The organism is Pararhizobium antarcticum, from assembly GCF_001885585.1.
GTDB lineage: Bacteria > Pseudomonadota > Alphaproteobacteria > Rhizobiales > Rhizobiaceae > Pararhizobium > Pararhizobium antarcticum.
In genome coordinates, this window is record NZ_LSRP01000090.1 from 1 (window position 1) to 17,764 (window position 17,764).

The 17,764-nt window shown below is 61.8% G+C and carries 15 protein-coding genes and 1 other RNA gene; 11 read left to right on the top strand and 5 right to left on the bottom strand.

Annotated features, from left to right (window positions below; genetic code table 11):
• Positions 1-1,058, top strand: a 1,058-nt coding sequence (locus tag AX760_RS14045; RefSeq protein WP_071833540.1) for an efflux RND transporter periplasmic adaptor subunit, incomplete at its 5' end; no start/stop codon positions are given.
• The gene (locus AX760_RS14050) at positions 1,055-4,183 is read left to right on the top strand and encodes an efflux RND transporter permease subunit (protein WP_071833542.1); all 3,129 of its coding nucleotides are present in this window, start codon (positions 1,055-1,057) and stop codon (positions 4,181-4,183) included. The genes AX760_RS14045 and AX760_RS14050, both read left to right, overlap by 4 nt.
• Positions 4,184-4,309: 126 nt before the next feature.
• Here the strand turns inward: AX760_RS14050 and AX760_RS14055 are convergent, their stop codons facing one another.
• Positions 4,310-5,032, bottom strand: a complete 723-nt coding sequence (locus AX760_RS14055; RefSeq protein WP_071833544.1) for a DNA helicase — start codon at positions 5,030-5,032, stop codon at positions 4,310-4,312.
• A gap of 377 nt (positions 5,033-5,409) precedes the next feature.
• Between AX760_RS14055 and AX760_RS14060 the strand changes: the two genes are divergently transcribed.
• From AX760_RS14060 to AX760_RS14070, 3 genes are all read left to right on the top strand, one after another.
• Positions 5,410-6,819: an FAD-binding oxidoreductase gene (locus AX760_RS14060; protein WP_071833547.1), complete on the top strand. Its 1,410-nt coding sequence runs from the start codon at positions 5,410-5,412 to the stop codon at positions 6,817-6,819.
• A 130-nt stretch (positions 6,820-6,949) separates the two neighbouring features.
• Complete coding sequence (locus AX760_RS14065; RefSeq protein ID WP_071833548.1) at positions 6,950-10,780, top strand: AsmA family protein; 3,831 nt, start codon at positions 6,950-6,952, stop codon at positions 10,778-10,780.
• 134 nt (positions 10,781-10,914) lie between these two features.
• Positions 10,915-11,766 carry a GGDEF domain-containing protein gene (locus tag AX760_RS14070; protein WP_071833550.1) on the top strand — a complete coding sequence of 284 codons (852 nt, stop codon included), beginning with the start codon at positions 10,915-10,917 and terminating at the stop codon, positions 11,764-11,766.
• A gap of 45 nt (positions 11,767-11,811) precedes the next feature.
• Here the strand turns inward: AX760_RS14070 and AX760_RS14075 are convergent, their stop codons facing one another.
• The 4 genes from AX760_RS14075 to ssrA all read right to left on the bottom strand — a co-directional run bounded on the left by AX760_RS14075 (position 11,812) and on the right by ssrA (position 13,382).
• Complete coding sequence (locus AX760_RS14075) at positions 11,812-12,042, bottom strand: ribbon-helix-helix domain-containing protein (protein ID WP_071833552.1); 231 nt, start codon at positions 12,040-12,042, stop codon at positions 11,812-11,814.
• Between the two features lie 87 nt (positions 12,043-12,129).
• Positions 12,130-12,333 carry a DUF4169 family protein gene (locus tag AX760_RS14080; protein WP_071833554.1) on the bottom strand — a complete coding sequence of 68 codons (204 nt, stop codon included), beginning with the start codon at positions 12,331-12,333 and terminating at the stop codon, positions 12,130-12,132.
• Positions 12,334-12,355: 22 nt separating this feature from the next.
• Positions 12,356-12,877: an SspB family protein gene (locus AX760_RS14085; RefSeq protein WP_071833555.1), complete on the bottom strand. Its 522-nt coding sequence runs from the start codon at positions 12,875-12,877 to the stop codon at positions 12,356-12,358.
• Between the two features lie 139 nt (positions 12,878-13,016).
• Positions 13,017-13,382: a transfer-messenger RNA gene (gene ssrA, locus AX760_RS14090) on the bottom strand.
• A 153-nt stretch (positions 13,383-13,535) separates the two neighbouring features.
• On the opposite strand from ssrA, the gene AX760_RS14095 reads away from it, so the two are divergent.
• From AX760_RS14095 to AX760_RS14120, 6 genes are all read left to right on the top strand, one after another.
• Complete coding sequence (locus AX760_RS14095; protein WP_071833557.1) at positions 13,536-14,330, top strand: thymidylate synthase; 795 nt, start codon at positions 13,536-13,538, stop codon at positions 14,328-14,330.
• 77 nt (positions 14,331-14,407) lie between these two features.
• On the top strand, positions 14,408-14,932 hold the full coding sequence (locus AX760_RS14100; protein WP_083531189.1) for a dihydrofolate reductase: 525 nt from the start codon (positions 14,408-14,410) through the stop codon (positions 14,930-14,932).
• Between the two features lie 139 nt (positions 14,933-15,071).
• A complete protein-coding gene (hflK, locus tag AX760_RS14105) occupies positions 15,072-16,205 on the top strand; it encodes an FtsH protease activity modulator HflK (protein WP_071833561.1) in 1,134 nt (377 codons plus the stop codon).
• Positions 16,205-17,122 (top strand): protease modulator HflC, encoded by a 918-nt coding sequence (gene hflC, locus AX760_RS14110; protein ID WP_071833563.1) that lies wholly within the window; start codon positions 16,205-16,207, stop codon positions 17,120-17,122. The genes hflK and hflC overlap by 1 nt, the downstream gene beginning before the upstream one ends.
• Before the next feature lie 7 nt (positions 17,123-17,129).
• A complete protein-coding gene (locus AX760_RS14115; protein WP_071833564.1) occupies positions 17,130-17,315 on the top strand; it encodes a DUF2065 domain-containing protein in 186 nt (61 codons plus the stop codon).
• Positions 17,316-17,318: 3 nt separating this feature from the next.
• Complete coding sequence (locus AX760_RS14120) at positions 17,319-17,705, top strand: ACT domain-containing protein (protein WP_071833565.1); 387 nt, start codon at positions 17,319-17,321, stop codon at positions 17,703-17,705.
• The last annotated feature ends 59 nt before the right edge of the window (positions 17,706-17,764 follow it).

Below are 17,764 nucleotides of genomic sequence, written 5' to 3' on the forward strand. Positions count from 1 at the left end.
GGGCAGGACAGGGGGCCGGACAGAGGGGCGGCAACCAGACGCCGATCGTCGTGACGCAGGCGGCGGGCGAGGCCGTGGTCAATGACCGGCTGAATGCGATCGGCAATGGCGACGCCATCCTGTCGGCAACGGTGACGCCGCTGGCCACCGGCAATCTCACCGAGGTTCTCGTGAAATCCGGCGACCGGATCGAAACGGGCCAGGTGGTGGCGCGTCTCGACAGCGAGGACCAGAAGGTTGCGGCGGAGCAGGCCAAGCTTGCCCGCGACAATGCCGCCGAGAAGGTCGAGCGCAACCGCAGGCTTGGCAATACGGTGGCGATCGTCGCGGTGCGCGACGCCGAATTTGCGCTGCAGGCAGCCGAACTGGCGCTCCAGACTGCGGCGCTCGACCTGAAACGGCGCGACATCATCGCGCCATCGAAAGGCATTGTCGGCATCATCACCGTCAATCCGGGCGACTACGTCACCACATCGACGCCGATCGCCGTGGTCGATGATCGGTCGCAGATCCTCATCGATTTCTGGATTCCGGAACGCTTTGCAAACAAGATTGCCGTGGGCCAGCCGGTTTCGGCCACGGCGATCGCACAGCCGGGGGCGGCGTTCAGCGGTGTCATCCACGCCGTCGACAACCGTATCGACCAGGCGAGCCGGACGCTGCGCGTGCGAGGGCGTGTCGACAATCCGGACGACACGCTGCGCGCCGGCATGTCCTTTTCCGTGGCCCTGACCTTCGATGGCGATGCTTATCCGACGGTCAATCCGCTGGCGATCCAGTGGAGTGCCGACGGTTCCTATGTCTGGCGGGTTACCGGCGAAAAGACGCAGAAAGTGCCTGTGACGATCGTCCAGCGCAATGCCGACAAGGTTCTGGTCGAGGCCAAGCTTGCCAAGGGCGATGTCGTCGTGATGGAGGGTGTGCAGCGCCTGCGCGAAGGCGGCGCCGTGGAGATCGTCGCCGGTCCGGGTGCAGACGCTCCGGGGGCAGACGCGCCAGCCGACAAGACCGGCGCGGACGGGCAGCAGAAGGTTTCTGAAGCGGGGGCCGGCCAATGAGCGGCGACGGTACCTCGAAGCAGGGCGGGACCTCCGGTTTCACGGCGCTTTTCATTCGCCGGCCGATTTTTGCCCTTGTCGTCAACACGCTGATCATCGTCGCCGGCTTGGCCGCGCTGAACGGCATCGAGATCCGCGAACTGCCGCAGGTCGACAGGCCGGTGGTCTCCGTCAATACGGATTTCGAGGGTGCATCTCCGGAAACCGTCGACCGGGAGGTGACCGCGCTCATCGAGGGCGCTGTTTCCCGCGTCCAGGGCGTCCAGGATATTTCCTCGACCTCGCAATTCGGCAGAAGCCGGGTCACGCTGCAATTTTCCGATACGACCGATATCGGCCAGGCCTCCAATGACATTCGCGACGCGCTTGGCCGGGTGACGAACCAGCTGCCTGACGATGCCGACGAACCGCGCATCGTCAAGGCGGATGCCGACAGCCAGCCGATCATGCGGCTGGCGCTGACCTCCGACACGCTGTCGATGGAAGACATGACGCTGCTCGCCGAAAACGAGATCACCGACCGCCTTGCCGCTGTCGAAGGCGTCGCGGATGTGCAGATCAATGGCGACCAGGAAAAGATCTTCCGGATCGACGTCGACCAGTCGAAGCTGGCCGGGCGCGGGCTGACCGTCGCCAATCTGCGCACGGCGCTGGCGACCGCATCGCTCGATGTGCCGGCGGGATCGCTGACCAGTGTCGACCAGGACATTTCGGTGCGCGCCACCGCCGACCTGCAAACGCCGGACCAGTTCGAAGACCTGATCATCGGTGACAATGTGCGGCTGCGCGATGTCGCGACGGTGACGCTCGGTCCGGATGTCGGGACGTCGTCGCTGCGTTCCAACGGACGCCAGGGCATCGGGCTCGGTATTATCCGGCAGGCGCAGTCCAACACGCTCGATATTTCCAATGGCGTCAAGGCGGCGGTGGCGACGATCTCCGGCATTCTGCCCGAGGGAACGCGGATCGCGATCACCAGCGATGACGCGGTGTTCATCGATGGTGCCATCCACGAGGTGGAGATCGCGCTCGGTGTTGCCGTGATCATCGTCACGCTGGTCATCTACATGTTCCTGCTCGACTGGCGCGCGACGCTGATCCCGACAATCACCATGCCGATCGCGCTGATTGGCACCTGTGCGGCCATCTATATGGCCGGTTTCTCGATCAATATCCTGACGCTGCTGGCCATCGTGCTGGCGACCGGGCTCGTGGTGGATGATGCCATCGTCGTGCTCGAAAACATCGTCCGGCGGCGCAGCGAGGGCATGGGGCCAAGGGCTGCGGCCGTGCACGGGACGCTGGAAGTGTTCTTTGCCGTCATCGCAACGACTGCGACGTTGGCCGCCGTGTTCATCCCGCTTTCCTTCCTGCCGGGCCAGACCGGTGGACTGTTTCGCGAATTCGGCTTCGTGCTGGCCTTTGCCATCCTTTTGTCCTCGTTCATTTCGCTGACACTCTGCCCGATGCTCGCCTCGCGCATGCTGCGGGCTGATGGCCATCAAAAGGCCCATACCGGCCTGCTTGCGCGCTTTGGCGGCGTGGCCGCCGGCTTCTACCGCGTCACGCTGCGGGCCTGCCTCAATGCGCCGTTCATCGTCTTCATGGTGGCCGCGCTGTTTACCGCCGTTGGGGGCGGTGCCTTCACGCTGCTGAAATCGGAACTGACGCCGACCGAGGATCGCTCGCGCGTGTTGCTCCGGGTCCTGGCGCCGCAAGGGGTTTCGCTCGAGTATACGCAGGCGCAGATGCGGCGCATCGAGGACGGCCTGCAGCCGCTGCTTGCGTCCGGCGAGATCGCCAATGTGTTTTCGATCTCCGGCCAGGGCGGTTCGGTCAACAGCGGCTTCATGGTGCTGACGCTGGCGCCCTGGAGCGAACGCGACCGCACGCAGCAGCAGATCGCTGCCGACATCAACCGGATGACGGCGAAGATCCCGTCGATCCGCGCCTTCCCGATCCAGCCCAACAGTCTGGGCATTCGCGGTGCCGGCAACGGGCTGCAGGTCGCTTTGGTCGGCAACGATTATACCAAGCTCGGTGCCGCCGCGGCGACGCTGGTGCGCCAGATGGAGGACAGCGGCCGCTTTGAAAACGTGCGGCTCAACTACGAGGCCAACCAGGCACAATTGTCGGTCACCATCGACCGCGAACGTGCCTCGGATCTGGGCGTCGATATTACCGGCCTGTCTTCGGCGCTGCAGGCGATGCTGGATGGCAACAGCGTGCTCGACGTCTATGTCGAGGGCGAGTCTTTCCCGGTGAAACTTCTGTCCTCGACCAATCCGATCAATGACCCGACCGACCTGCAGAACATTTTCCTGCGGACCGGGGACGGGCGTATCGTGCCGATGTCGACCATCGCTAGCGTTGAGGAAAAGGCGGTCGCGCCGGAACTTTCGCGTGAATCGCAACTGCGTTCCGTCTCGCTCTCTGCCGGTCTCAAGGATGGACTGGCGCTGGGCGATGCGCTGGGCATGGTCGAGACCATGGCCGAGCCGCTGCTGCCGCCGGGGTCGCGCATCCTGCCGCTTGCCGAAGCAGCGACGCTGAACGAGAACGCCAACGGCCTGTTCATCACCTTCGGCTTTGCGCTCGTCATTATTTTCCTGGTGCTGGCAGCGCAGTTCGAGAGTTTCGTCAGCGGCCTGATCATCATGTCGACGGTGCCGCTCGGGCTGGCCTGCGCGGTGTTTGCGATGCTGGCCACCGGCAACACGCTGAACATCTACAGCCAGATCGGTCTCGTTCTTCTGGTCGGGATCATGGCGAAGAACGGCATCCTGATCGTCGAATTCGCCAATCAGCTGCGCGATCGCGGGCAGGACCTGCGCGAGGCGATCGAGAATGCCTCCAATATCCGGCTGCGGCCGGTGATGATGACGATGATCGCCACCATCGTCGGCGCGGTGCCCCTGGTTCTGGCAAGCGGTGCGGGTGCCGAAGCGCGCATTGCGCTCGGCTGGGTGCTGGTCGGCGGTCTCGGCCTCGCCACGGTCGTGACGCTCTACCTGACGCCGGTTGCCTATCTCGTCATCGGCCGCTTCACCAAACCGCATGCCGACGAGGAGCGCCGCCTGCAGCAGGAACTGGCCGCGGCCGAGCGGCTGCAGCCAGCGGAGTGACGGCGCGGATAGCCCGCTGGCAAGCGTCGCTGCCAAGCGTCCTGGCACCAGTTGCGGGGAACGACGGATGGCGCATGATCTCGCGCCATGCGCCGCGGCCGAACCGGTGACGTGCGCTTGAGCCGGCTATGCTCCCGGAGGCATGACATGCATCTGCACGCTGCCGTTGTTCAGAAAGCACATCCTGTCGAAGAGCTGCAGATCCAGCGGATTGGGCAGGCGTATGTCCTGACGATCGGGGAAGCGTCTCTTGGCGGCCTCATAGCTCCGGTCTATCTGGGAGATGAACACCATGATCAGTCCGCGATCGCGCGCAAATGACTTCAGGGCACTAACCTGAACGGACAAAGGCGGACTGTCACGGTTCTGGTCGAGCAGTTGAAGATAGTCGATGACAACAAGTGCGCCGGGCGCCGCCGAGGCGAGCCGCTGCATGATATAGGCGGCATTGATGGCATCGGAGCAGTCGAACTGGAACAGGTTCTGGAACGCCGACGGTTCCACCTTGAGGGCGCGCAACCGATCCAGAATATCGATTTGCGTATATTCGAGCGTGAAGAATGCGCTGGCATTGCCGGCTTTCATCGCTTCCACCGCCAGTTCAAGGGCCATCAAAGTCTTTCCCTGACGTGGTCGTGCGCCGATCAGGACCAGATCGCCCTGGCGCAGGCAATCCAACAGCTTTTTGGCCGGTGTGGTCGCGGCATGTCGTGCTGCAAGCAAGCTCCACCCGCTATAGCCTTCCTCAATCGCAACGCTGTCGAGCGCTTCGTTCAGGGCAATGCGACTGTCGCGGGATGCGCGTCGGGCCTTGCGTTTCAAGGCATAGATGGGAGCAGACAATTTCATCGGAAACCTCCTGTCGCGAGCGGTGGCTGCAATCCCTCCGTATGCATTTGCTCGACCAGTTGGTTCGATGTCTGGATAGCCCCGTAGGATGCTTACTTTCCCGCTGGAGGGGGGAGGCGTGGGCGACGCCAGAATCAGAGCATAGCCCATTTCAGCCGAATTCCTTCCTGATTTTGGCCTTGTGTTGAATCCAAGATGCCGTTTCAACCGTGCTCTGTGACCCTCCGGTCGCACTTGTCTGGCAATCCTGCCGAAAGGCGTTGTGCTTTTGGTTGAGGTTCTGGACAAATCGATTCCGATTTGCACAGTAGCGCCTTGAAATCAAAGAGGTTCCGAGATCCGTTCAAGCGGGCGTGGCAGGCCTTGGGAGGACGAAGATGGCATTGGAGGCGATCCGGAGCGGAGAGCGCAACGAGGCGGGCATTGCCGCCGTGCTGCGGCTGCTCGGCGCGCGGTTTGGGCCGCGCGTGCAGACCGGCCAGGACATGCGCGCCCAGCATGCGCACTCCACCACCTATATCCCGGCGCAATTGCCCGATGGCGTGGTCTTTCCCGAGACCGCTGGCGAGGTTTGCGAGATCGTGGCTTTGGCGTCAGCGCATCGCGTGCCGCTGATCGCATTTGGAACAGGCTCTTCGCTGGAAGGGCATATCAATGCGCCGCATGGCGGCATCAGCGTTGACCTTGGCCGGATGGACAGGGTCCTTTCGGTCAATACAGGCGATCTCGACTGCACGGTCGAGCCCGGCGTGACGCGCGAGGCGCTGAACACCTATCTGCGCGATACAGGCCTGTTCTTCCCGATCGATCCGGGGGCGAATGCCTCGATCGGCGGCATGGCTTCAACCCGGGCCTCGGGGACCAATGCCGTGCGCTACGGTACAATGAAGGACAATGTTCTGGCGCTGACGGTCGTTACCGCCGGCGGCAAGGAAATCAGAACGGCCCACCGGGCGAAAAAATCCTCGGCCGGATACGACCTGACGCGGCTGTTCGTCGGTGCCGAGGGCACGCTTGGTATCATCACCTCCGTGACACTCAGGCTGCAGGGCATACCGGAAACGATCGCCGGCGGCGTCTGCCCCTTTCCAAGCATCAGCGACGCCTGCAATGCGGTGATGCTGACCATCCAGTCCGGCATTCCGGTGGCGCGCATCGAGCTTCTCGACGCCTTGCAGATGAAGGCCAGCAATGCCTATTCCGGCCTGAATTTCGCCGAACTGCCGACCCTGTTCCTCGAATTCCATGGCAGTCCCGACAGCGTCGCCCTGCAATCGAAGCAGTTTGCCGAGATCGCTGCCGACTTCGGCGGAGGCGCGTTTCTCTGGACCGCCAATGCGCAGGAGCGGGCGACACTGTGGAAGGCGCGGCATAATGCCTACTGGGCGCAGAAGAGCCTGGCGCCGGGGCTGGCCATCCTGTCGACCGATGTCTGCGTGCCGATCTCAAGGCTTGCCGATTGCGTCGAGGCAACGCAGGCGGACATTCTGGCGCATGGCTTGATCGCGCCGATCGTTGGCCATGCCGGTGATGGAAACTTCCATGTCGGGCTTCTGTTTGATGACAAGGACACGGCCGATGTGGCCAGGGCCGAGGACTTTGTGGCGCGTCTCAATGACCGCGCGCTGGCGATGGACGGCACCTGTACAGGCGAACATGGCATTGGCCAGGGCAAGATGCCCTTCCTGGAGGCGGAACTGGGCGGCGCGCTCGACCTGATGCGGCAGGTCAAGCGGGGGCTCGACCCGGACAATATCTTCAACCCCGGCAAGATCTTTTCGCTTTGAAATTCGCAGGCTTTAAAGGCAAACAGTGTTTTCGGCCGGGAAAGATCGATAGGGACTGGCATGCGTCATGAATAACGCTAGGTTCCGTGTAACCGGTTCGGCTGGACAAGAGAGATAGGACTTCTAACAGGTGCTTGCACGAATTCTGGTTTTCATCGGGGGGTTGATGGTCGTGGCGCTTTTTGCAGCGCTGATCGCTCCGATGTTCGTGGACTGGACGGATTTCCGCAAGGATTTCGAGCGCGAGGCGAGCCGGATCATGGGCAAGCCCGTGGTCGTGCATGGCAGTGTCGATGCGCGCCTCATTCCGTTTCCCTCTGTCACGCTGAACGACGTGCGGGTCGGCCAGTCAGAGGACGGCGAACCGCTGATCCAGGTCCAGCGCTTCTCCATGGACGCCGAACTGGCACCGTTCCTCTCCGGCGAAGCGCTGATCTTCGATATGCGGCTCGAGGCGCCGAAAGCCAAGATCCGGCTGCTAGCGGATGGCACGCTCGACTGGGCGCGCGGCCGCAAGGCGTCGATACCGGCCAAGACGGTCATTCTCGAAAGCGTCTCCATCACCGACGGCCAGATCGATTTCATCGACGAGCAGACCGGACGCACAAGGCGGATCACCGATCTTTCCGCCGATCTTTCGGCGCGCTCGCTGGCCGGGCCCTGGAAAGTGGATGGACGGGCGGCGCTCGACGGCGAGGCCGGCAGTTTTGCCTTTTCCAGCAGCGAGGTCGACAGCGAAGGCACGCTGAGTCTGCGCACCCGCCTGACCCCCGACAAGCGCCCCTTCGGCGTCGAGCTGGATGGTTATCTGAAGATCGTCGACCTGAAGCCGCTCTATGAGGGCAAGTTCACGCTGACCGAAAACCGGCAGGTGGCCGAGGCGCAGACAGACGGTGCGAACGAGGCGCGCAATGCGCTGCGCGTGACCGGCAATTTCGAGCTCAACAACGAGCGGATCCGTGTGCCCGAATATCGTCTCGAAGTCGGACCGAAGGATGATCCCTATCTGGTCACCGGCGAGGCGACGCTCGACACCGGCAAGGTTCCGGAATTCCTGTTGCTGGCCGACGGACAGCAGATCGATGTCAGTCGGATCGGCAATACCGGCGAGGCCGGCAAGACCGGTCGCGACCCGGCCGTGTCGGTGCGCCAGCGCCTGGCCGCAATGCTGGCGATTGCCGCCGATATTCCGATCCCGCAGGTGCCGGGCCGGGCCAGCCTGAAACTGCCGGCGATCGTCATCGGCGATACGACGGTGCGGGACGTGCGGCTCGACCTTCGTCCGGACGGGGCGGGGTGGATGATCGACAATGCCGTGGCGCTGCTGCCGGGGCGGACGCAGCTCGAGGCCAAGGGCCGGCTCAACCTGCGTGGCCAGCGTGCCTTTCGCGGCGAGCTTCTGGTGGCGTCTAACCAGCCGTCGGGGCTGGCGACCTGGCTTGCCGGCTCCGTCGATCCTTCCATCCGGACGCTGAAGACGGCCGGGTTTTCGGCCAGCGTCAATCTCACCGAGACGCTGCAGCAATTCGAGCGGCTGGAAGTGGCGGCCGGGCCTGCCACCCTGCGCGGCCGGATCGAGCGGCAGGCGCTGGACGGTGTGCCGCCGAGCCTTTCGCTCGAGTTGAAGGGCAATACGATCGACCTCGAGGCCCTGCAGGCGCTGGCCGGTCTGGTTGCCGGTGAAGCCTCCAGCGAGACGCTTCTCTCCCATGCCATCGCGGCCGACCTGTCCGCCGATGCGTTTTCGGTGTTCGGGGAGACCGCCCGCAATGTGCAGGTGGTGGCGACACTGAAGAACGGCCAGTTGCAGGCCGAGCGCGTCTCGATCGGTGATCTGGCCGGTGCGCAGGTGGCGCTGTCTGGACGGATGAGCGGCCAGTTGGCGGCGCCGGTGCTGTCGGCCAAGATGAAACTTGCCTCGCCGGACCTGACGCCTTTCCTGGCGATGCTCGAGCGGCATGCCGCCAGCCACCCGGCGTTGACACGGCTGGCGCGGAGCGGGCCTTATTATACCGATGCGGCGCTCGACCTGACGCTGACAGCGGGCAGCAAGGACGGCAATTCGCTTGTGACCTTCGGCATACTGGGGGCGGCAAACGGCACCAATATCGCCGCCAACTACCAGGCGCCGGACCTCGCACTGGCGCTGGCCGGGCAGGGCATCCTGCTCGAAGCCACGCTGGAAAACCCGTCGACGCCGATCCTGCTGGGCCAGATCGGCTTCGATCCCCTGCCATTCGACGCCGATGCGAACGGCATCCTGTCGCTCAAGCTGCAGAGCAGCGAGGCGGACAAGGCCAATGGTGCCTTGACCTTCACGACGGAGAACACGGCGCTGAGTGCCAAGGGCGACGTCAACCTTTCCCGCAGCAATTTTCTTGACGGAACCCTGAAGCTGACGCTGCAGAGCGAGGATTTCGAACCCTTTCTGCTGCTGCAGGGCATCGGCCTGCCACAGATGGGCAGCGGTCTTCCGCTTGCAGGCACAGCCGATGTGGCAACGACCGTCGACGCCATCACCCTGTCGAACATCGAAGGCAAGGCCGATAACAATGCGTTTGCCGGCAGTCTGACCATCGACCGCAAGACGGCGGGGCGTCCGGTGACGGGACAGATCGGCGTCGATACGCTCGACCTCGCCTGGCTGGGCGAAAGCATCGTCGGACCGGTGGAGGATGCGGTGTCCGGCGAACTCTCCGATGTGCCGGTGGCGCAATCGGCCTGGAGCGGGCTCAACGTCAATCTCGATGTCACGGCCAAGCAGTTCTGGCCGAACATTCTCGGTCCGATGACGGATTTTTCCGGAAAACTCGGCTGGAAGGGCGATCAGGTCGAGGTGACCGATGCAGCCGGCGATTGGCTGGGCGGCAAGGCCGATGGTCGGCTGCTGCTTGGCAATGGCGACGGATCCGGTTTCCTCCAGGCGCGGTTGAACCTCAAGGGGGCCGATCTCTCGCGCATTGCCTGGACATCGCATGGATCACCGGTCGCGGAAGGAAAGGTCGATGTCTCGCTGGCGCTGGAAGCATCCGGCAAGACCGTGATGACCATGGCGCAATCGGCCAGCGGCTCGGGCACGGCCAGTATTGACGGCCTGACTGTGCAGGGCCTGAACACGGCCGCCTTGCCCGCGATCCTGACGGCGGCGGACGGGCTGCAAGGCGAGATCACGCCGCAGGCGATCGAACGGGCGGCGGCAGCCTCCGTCTTCAGCGGTCAATCGGTGCTCGGCTCCGTCAAGGTGCCGTTCAGCATCGCCGGTGGAACGGTGCGGGCGCAGAATGTTTCGGCTGGGGACGGAACGGCTCTGGTTTCTGCAGATGCTGAAATCACCTTCCCGGAAAACAGGATCAACGCCTCGCTTCAGCTCAATTACCGCCCCGGAGACGAGGCGCTTGCCGGCGCCGAAGCGCAGGTCAGCCTCGATTATGCCGGCGTGCTCCGTTCGCCGGGCGTGACGCTCAATGTCACCGACCTCGCCAATTTCCTGTCGCTGCGGGCTTTCGAGCGGGAACGGCGCCGGGTTGAAACGCTGCAGGCGAACGTGCTTGAAAAACAGCGCCTGCGCCGCGAGGTCGCACTCTACAAGGCCAATGCAGCAAACCGCGAGGTGGAGCGCCTGAGGGCCGAGGAGGAGGCTCGCCGCCGCAAGGCAGCCGCAGAGGAGGCCGTCCGGCTGAAACAGCAGGCCGAAGCGAAAGCACTTGCCGAAAAACAGGCGGCCGAAGCGGCGGCAAAAGCTGCTGCCGAGAAGGCCGTGATAGACAAGGCTGCCAGTGAGAAGGCTGCCGCTGAAGCAAAAGTCGCTGCCGACGATGCCGCCCGCAGGGCGCGCGACCTGCAGGATCGGCGCACGTTACCGGTCGATCCGTCCGAAGGCGTCGAGCGTGGCGCATTGCCACCTGTCGGCGGCAGGTCGCTGAATTTCGATAGCCTGCCTGGCGTTCGGGTGCAGCCATAATACTTTGGTATAGGTTTCTCTAATTTAGGATCTTATTTGGACCTGTAACACGATATCCCATGCATTTTAGGGAAGAGTTTGAGCGGAATTTATACTCTTTGCCCGATATTTTCTTCAGGAGTGGAGAGACGCGCATGAGGTCCCTGCTGTGCATGTTCGATAGTCGCGGAATTGGCTGGATCGCGGTCTGGACAATCAGCGGAACGGTGGTCTGTACGGGTATCGCGCTGATCATCACCTATGTCGTCATCGCCCCCTACGGTCCGCAGGTCCTGCGTGCTTCGTTGGGGCTTGCGTTCTTCATTCCGCTTCTCCTGGCCATTCCACTGTTCACCTACATCGGCATCAAGCTCCAGCAACTGTCGCGGGCGAACTACCTGTTGAAGCAGGCAAACCGGATCGACGGCCTGACGCAGTGCCTGAACCGGGCGACGTTTACGGCAGACGTGAACCGCATTTTCACGCAAAGGGCTGCCGACAGATCGGAGATAGCGTCCGGGCTGCTGATCATCGATGCCGACCATTTCAAGCAGGTGAACGACCGATTCGGCCATCTGGTCGGCGATCAGGTGCTCGTGTCGATATCGGCATGGGTCCGCTCGATCGTGGGCGAGGCCGGCCTGGTCGGGCGGCTTGGCGGCGAGGAGTTCGCGGTTTTCCTGGAGGATACATCACCGCAGGCGCTGCTGGCGGTCGCCGAGCAGATCCGGCACACCATAGCGGACAATGCCGCAGGACTGGACGCCGCCTGTTTCTCCGTGACGGTCAGCATTGGCGGTGCGTGTTTTGTCTATCCCGGACACTATGAGGACGTCTTCCGGTTGGCCGACGAAAGGCTTTATCTGGCAAAGAATGCCGGGCGCAACCGGGTCTGCCTGCCGGATGTCGCGGATCGGGCCGATCTCATGGTCCGCAACCTTTTGTCGGTCGGACGCGACCTGCAGCGGGAGCCGGCGGAGCTTTCTGCAGCAAGTGTCAGTGCATAGACGCCGCTGCGAGGCTTATCCCCGTTGGTATGGCTCACGCCCGGACTACAGCGATGCATCAGCGCCGTCAGGTTTTTTGACCCAGGCGAGCACATAGACGCGCAGGGCCGACGACAGGTTGCTACCCTCGGCCCTGTTGTCGTCGATTTCAGCAATCAGCCGCGCAAGCGAGATCTCGCGGTGCGCGGCGATGCGGTTGAGCTCCTCGAAGAACGGCTCCTCCAAAGAGAAGCTGGTACGGTGCCCATGCAGGGTTGCGGAATGTTTGCGGATCACGGCTGTCCTTGAGAAAAGGATTCAACGGCTTGTCGTCCTGATTCAACGGGCGGTGCCATCCCCTTGATGCGCAACGGCAATCCGCACTCAGTCGGAGGTCTCGCTGCCGTCCCGGGGGACGCGCTTCGACTGGTCGAGATGCTGCTCGGCCTTTTCGTTGCGCGCGCGGGTCAGCGATTTTTCCGCCTTGGTGCGACCGAAGGAAACACGATTCTGCTCGGCCTGCCTGTCCTTCTCGGCACGCGTCTTCTGCTTTCGAACCTGGCGCAGATTGACGACATCGCCGGTCATGAAGGGTCTCCCGGTGAAAGGATCAGTTCTTCTTGCGGAAGGAATCGAGAGAAATGACAGAGCCGCCCGGCTTCTTGTCGTCCTCGCCCGATTTTTCGCCAGCCTCGGGGGTGCTGTCGGCTTTTTCGACGGTGGCGACCGGATAGGCGGTGATTTCGGCGGTCGTGGCGGTCTCTTCATCGATCGCCGCAACATCGAACTCAAGTTCGAAATTGACGGAGGGATCATAAAAGCCGCGGATGGCACTGAACGGAATGACCAGCTTTTCCGGCGTGTCGGAGAAGGATAGGCCGATCTCGAACTGCGTATCGGTGATCTTCAGGTCCCAGAACTGATGCTGGACGACAATGGTCATCTGCTCGGCATATTTCGCCTTGAGATGCTGGGAGATCCGCACCCCCGGTGCACCGGTCAGGAAGGTAATGAAAAAATGATGGTCGCCGGGGAGGGAACCGGTGGCTGCGACCTCCGTCAGGACCTTTCGGATGACGCTGCGCAGGGCGTCCTGTGCGAGAATGTCGTAGCGGATATGGTCTTGGGCCATCAGATCCCCGTCTTTCTGGAAACACAACTCAGTTACTGTTTATGCCGCTTTACACATTATGTCATTGGCACGAACCCGTTGAAAGACCCGCTGACCGAGTCATCGCAACATCTATAGACCATTTCGAAAGATTGGAGAAGGTGAAGGCTTCTGTTGCCAGGTGCCTTCGGACCCCGCCTTACGGTGCGAACCGGAAGGACTTGATTTGAAGTGTCACACTGCGATTAAGCAGCGAGACGAGCTTCCGCATAGTTGTCATTTGCAACTACAAGTTTAGCCCGATAACGGTGGTACAATGCCGAGCAAAGAGTCGATCTTTACGCCCTTGTCGATCCTATTTCGCCCCCATCAAAAGCCGGTCCGGCTGGTGTGATGACCGGTTTTTGGTGGAGGCGCCGGGTACCGCCCCCGGGTCCAATAGGTTTATTTCATCGCTGGTTTATCGCCATATCCGCCCGAAGACGGCAAGACTGATATAGGTCTTTCGAGCCGTCATGAAAAGGCCCCTGCTGAAAATAGCTGTATCTCCGCATCCGCTGAAGGCAGGGCGGCACTTCGACATAGGACGGGGTTGAGGATATGCGGGAAAAACGGCTTTTGGGTTTGGCCGCAAGGCGGCTTGCGCGTAATTTACCGGCAAACGAATCGGCGGCGACCCATGCAGCAATATCTCGACCTTCTCAGCCATGTGATGGAACACGGCTCCGATCGCGGCGACCGGACCGGAACCGGCACGCGCTCGGTTTTTGGCCACCAGATGCGCTTTGATCTTTCCAGGGGCTTTCCGGTCCTGACGACCAAGAAGCTGCACCTGCGCTCGATCATCCACGAACTGCTCTGGTTCCTGAAGGGCGACACCAATATCGCCTATCTGAAGGCAAACGGCGTCAGCATCTGGGACGATTGGGCGGACGAAAACGGTGATCTCGGGCCGGTCTATGGCTATCAATGGCGCTCCTGGCCGACCCATGACGGCCGCCACCTCGATCAGATCGAAACCGTGCTTCATTCGATCCGCAGCAATCCGAATTCCCGCCGGCACATCGTCTCGGCCTGGAACCCGGCACTCGTCGACGAGATGGCGCTGCCGCCCTGTCATTGCCTGTTCCAGTTCTATGTAGCCGACGGCAAACTGTCCTGCCAGCTCTACCAGCGGTCCGCCGACATCTTTCTCGGGGTACCGTTCAACACGGCCTCCTATGCGCTGCTGGTGATGATGGTGGCGCAGGCCTGCGATCTCCAGCCTGGCGATTTCGTGCATACGCTGGGGGATGCACATATCTATCACAATCATTTTGACCAGGCCCGCGAGCAACTGACCCGGCGGCCAAAAGCCCTGCCGCAGATGACGATCAATCCGGATGTGAAAGATCTTTTTTCCTTTCAGTTCGAAGACTTTGCGCTTGTCGGCTACGAGGCTGATTCAAACATCCGGGCGCCGATCGCGGTGTGACGGCATGGCCGGCAAACAAACGGCAAGCCGGCCGCCCATGCACCGCTCCTGACGCAGAAGAAGACAGGTCCTGATACATGTCCGCAATGTCCACCAGCATCATTGTCGCCGTTTCGGCAAACGGCGTGATCGGCCGTGACGGCGGCTTGCCATGGCATCTGCCGTCCGACCTGAAACACTTCAAGGCGCTGACGCTCGGCAAGCCTGTGATCATGGGCCGCAAGACCTTTGCATCGATCGGCAGGCCCTTGCCGGGGCGACCCAACATTGTGATCAGCCGCAAGGCCGATTTCAAAGCAAACGGCGTCATCGTCGTTGCGTCGCTGGAGGCGGCCTTGCAGACAGGGCGTGAACAGGCCGCCATGCTTGGCGTCAACGACATCTGCATCATCGGCGGCGGCGAGATCTATCGGCAGGCGATGGACTTTGCCGATGTGCTGCACATCACGAAGGTTGCCGTCGAGGTCGATGGCGACACAACGTTTCCGGTCATCGATGCCTCGATTTTCGAAGAAATCGCCAACGCGGTTCTGCCGCAGGGTGAAAAGGATAGTCATGCAATGCAAAGCGTGACTTATCGCCGCAAAAATCCCGCAAAATGAACTATTTTGCCGCATTTGCCTTGAAGTTGGATGCGCTGCGTTGAAAGCGGTTCGCCTGATACCTATAACGGGTTCACGTTACGACCGGCGCGTTTGCGCGACGGCGTGATTTGGGAGTTTATCAACAGAAGAGGTATTGATGCCCTGGAGCAATCAGAATGGCGGCGGCGGCCCTTGGGGCGGCGGCGGCGGCGGTGGTGATAACGGCAACAATAAGGGGCCGTGGGGCCAGGGGCCGAACCGTCCGCTTGGCGGTGGTGGTCGAGGCAATGGCGGACCGCCGGACCTCGAGGAAATTCTGCGCCGCGGCCAGGACCAATTGAAGAATGTCGTTCCCGGCGGCTTCAATGGCGGCATCGTCGTTATCGGGCTGCTTCTCGTTCTCGGCTTCGTTCTGATGAATTCGATCTACACCGTGCAGCCTGATGAGCGCGGCGTCGAAATGCGCTTCGGCAAGCCCAAGGAAGAAATTGCCATGCCGGGCCTGCACTATCATTTCTGGCCCTTTGAGACGGTCGAGATGGTCAAGATCACCGAGCAGCAGCAGAATATCGGCAGCCGTGGCGGCGCCGGCGACCAGGTTGCATCCGGCCTGATGCTCTCGGGCGACCAGAACATCGTCAACGTTCAGTTTTCCGTGCTGTTTTCCGTGACCGATCCGAAGGCCTATCTCTTCAACGTCGAAGATCCGGCCGACACGCTGCAGCAGGTCTCCGAAAGCGCGATGCGCGAAGTCGTCGGCCGTCGTCCGGCGCAGGATATTTTCCGTGACAATCGTCAGGCCATCGCTGCCGACGTGAAGACCACGATCCAGGCGACCATGGACACCTACGGCGCCGGCATTTCGGTCAACACTGTCGCCATCGAGGATGCGGCACCGCCGCGTGAAGTGGCCGACGCGTTCGACGAAGTCCAGCGCGCAGAGCAGGACGAAGATCGTTTCGTCGAGGAAGCCAACCAGTATGCCAACCAGGTTCTCGGTCGCGCCCGCGGTCAGGCCGCACAGAATCGCGAAGAGGCGGCCGCCTACAAGGACCGCGTCGTCAAGGAAGCCGAGGGTGAGGCGCAGCGATTCATCTCCGTCTACGACCAGTATGTGAAGGCGCCGGAAGTCACCCGCAAGCGTCTCTATCTCGAGACCATGGAGGACGTTCTGGGCAAGTCGAAGAAGGTCATCATCGACGAGAAGGACGGCCAGGGTGTCGTGCCTTACCTGCCGCTCAATGAAATCGTCAGGCCGGCAACGACATCGACGACCGGAGGGGCACAGTAATGACTAACCGCATCCCTTATATCCTCATCGTCTGCGCGATTGCGCTGATCGGCATCTATTCGTCGGTCTTCGTGGTCAATGCCCGTCAGCAGGCGATCGTCGTCCGCTTCGGCCAGATCAAGGAAGTGAAGACCGAACCCGGCCTCTACTTCAAGCTGCCCTTCGCCTTCATGGATGCTGACCGCGTCCAGTATGTCGAAAAGCAGGCCCTGCGCTTCGATCTCGACAATATCCGCGTCCAGGTTTCGGGCGGTAAGTTCTATGAAGTCGACGCTTTCGTCGTCTACAAGATCGCCGATGCACGGCGCTTCCGCGAAACGGTTTCCGGTGATCGGGAATCAGCCGAATCACGGCTTCGCACCCGTCTCGACGCATCGCTGCGCCGGGTCTACGGTCTGCGTGGTTTTGAATCCGCACTGTCCGAAGAACGCGCCTCGATGATGCGCGAAGTGCGCACCGACCTGAAAACGGACGCCGAATCACTCGGCCTCAACATTGAGGACGTTCGTATCCGTCGCACCGACCTGACGCAGGAAGTCTCGCAGCAGACTTACGAGCGCATGAAAGCGGAGCGCTTGGCGGAAGCCGAACTCATCCGTGCGCGTGGTAATGAAGCGGGCCAGCGTCGTCGCGCTATCGCCGACCGTCAGGTTGTCGAATTCGTGGCGGAAGCGCAGCGCGATTCGGAAATCCTGCGAGGCGAGGGCGAAGCCGAGCGGACAAGCGTGTTTGCCGATGCCTTTGCGCGTGACCCCAGCTTCTTCGAGTTCTATCGCTCGATGACGGCCTATGGTGCAGCGATCGGCAGCCCGGACACGACGCTTGTTCTGTCCCCGAATTCGGAGTTCTTCCGCTATTTCAACAATTCGGATGGAACGCCACAGCCGGCGGCAACCGCACCTGCGGCGGCAAACTGAGCCTGTCATGAGCGATTTTCTGACAGGAATCGCATTTTTCCTGATAATCGAGGGGCTGGTGTACGCACTGGCCCCTCTGGTTTTGGTGGAAATGGCAAAACGGCTGCCGGAGGTTCCCGTGCAGCAATTGCGGATTTTCGGGCTGGTCTCGGTCGCTGCGGGCGTTGCGCTCGTGTGGATCTTGCGAGGATAGAGAATGACACACAAACTGCTCATCCGTCTGGTGGACGCTGAATATGCGATCACACGGCTGACGATCGGCACACCCTTGCCGGAATGGCTGATGGGACAGGGCTTCTGGGCCGTCTCGAGTTCGCGCGAGGAGATGACGCTGGTCTGTCGCGCCGCCCGTGTGCCGTCCTACATCCAGTCCTCCGGCGGCTGGCGCTGTTTCCGCATCGAGCAGCATTTCACCTTCGATGTGCCGGGGATCCTGTCCTCTGTTCTCGACCCGCTGTCGGCGGCCGGCGTCGGTATTTTTGCCAATTCGACCTTCAGCACCGATTATGTCTTCATCATCGGATCGGACCTCGACAAGGCCGTTGCCGCATTGAAGGCGCATGGCCACGAGATCATGAGCTGAGAGGCGGCATTCAGGCGATGTGCCATCCTGTCGTTGACGAAAAGATGACTGGACGCTTC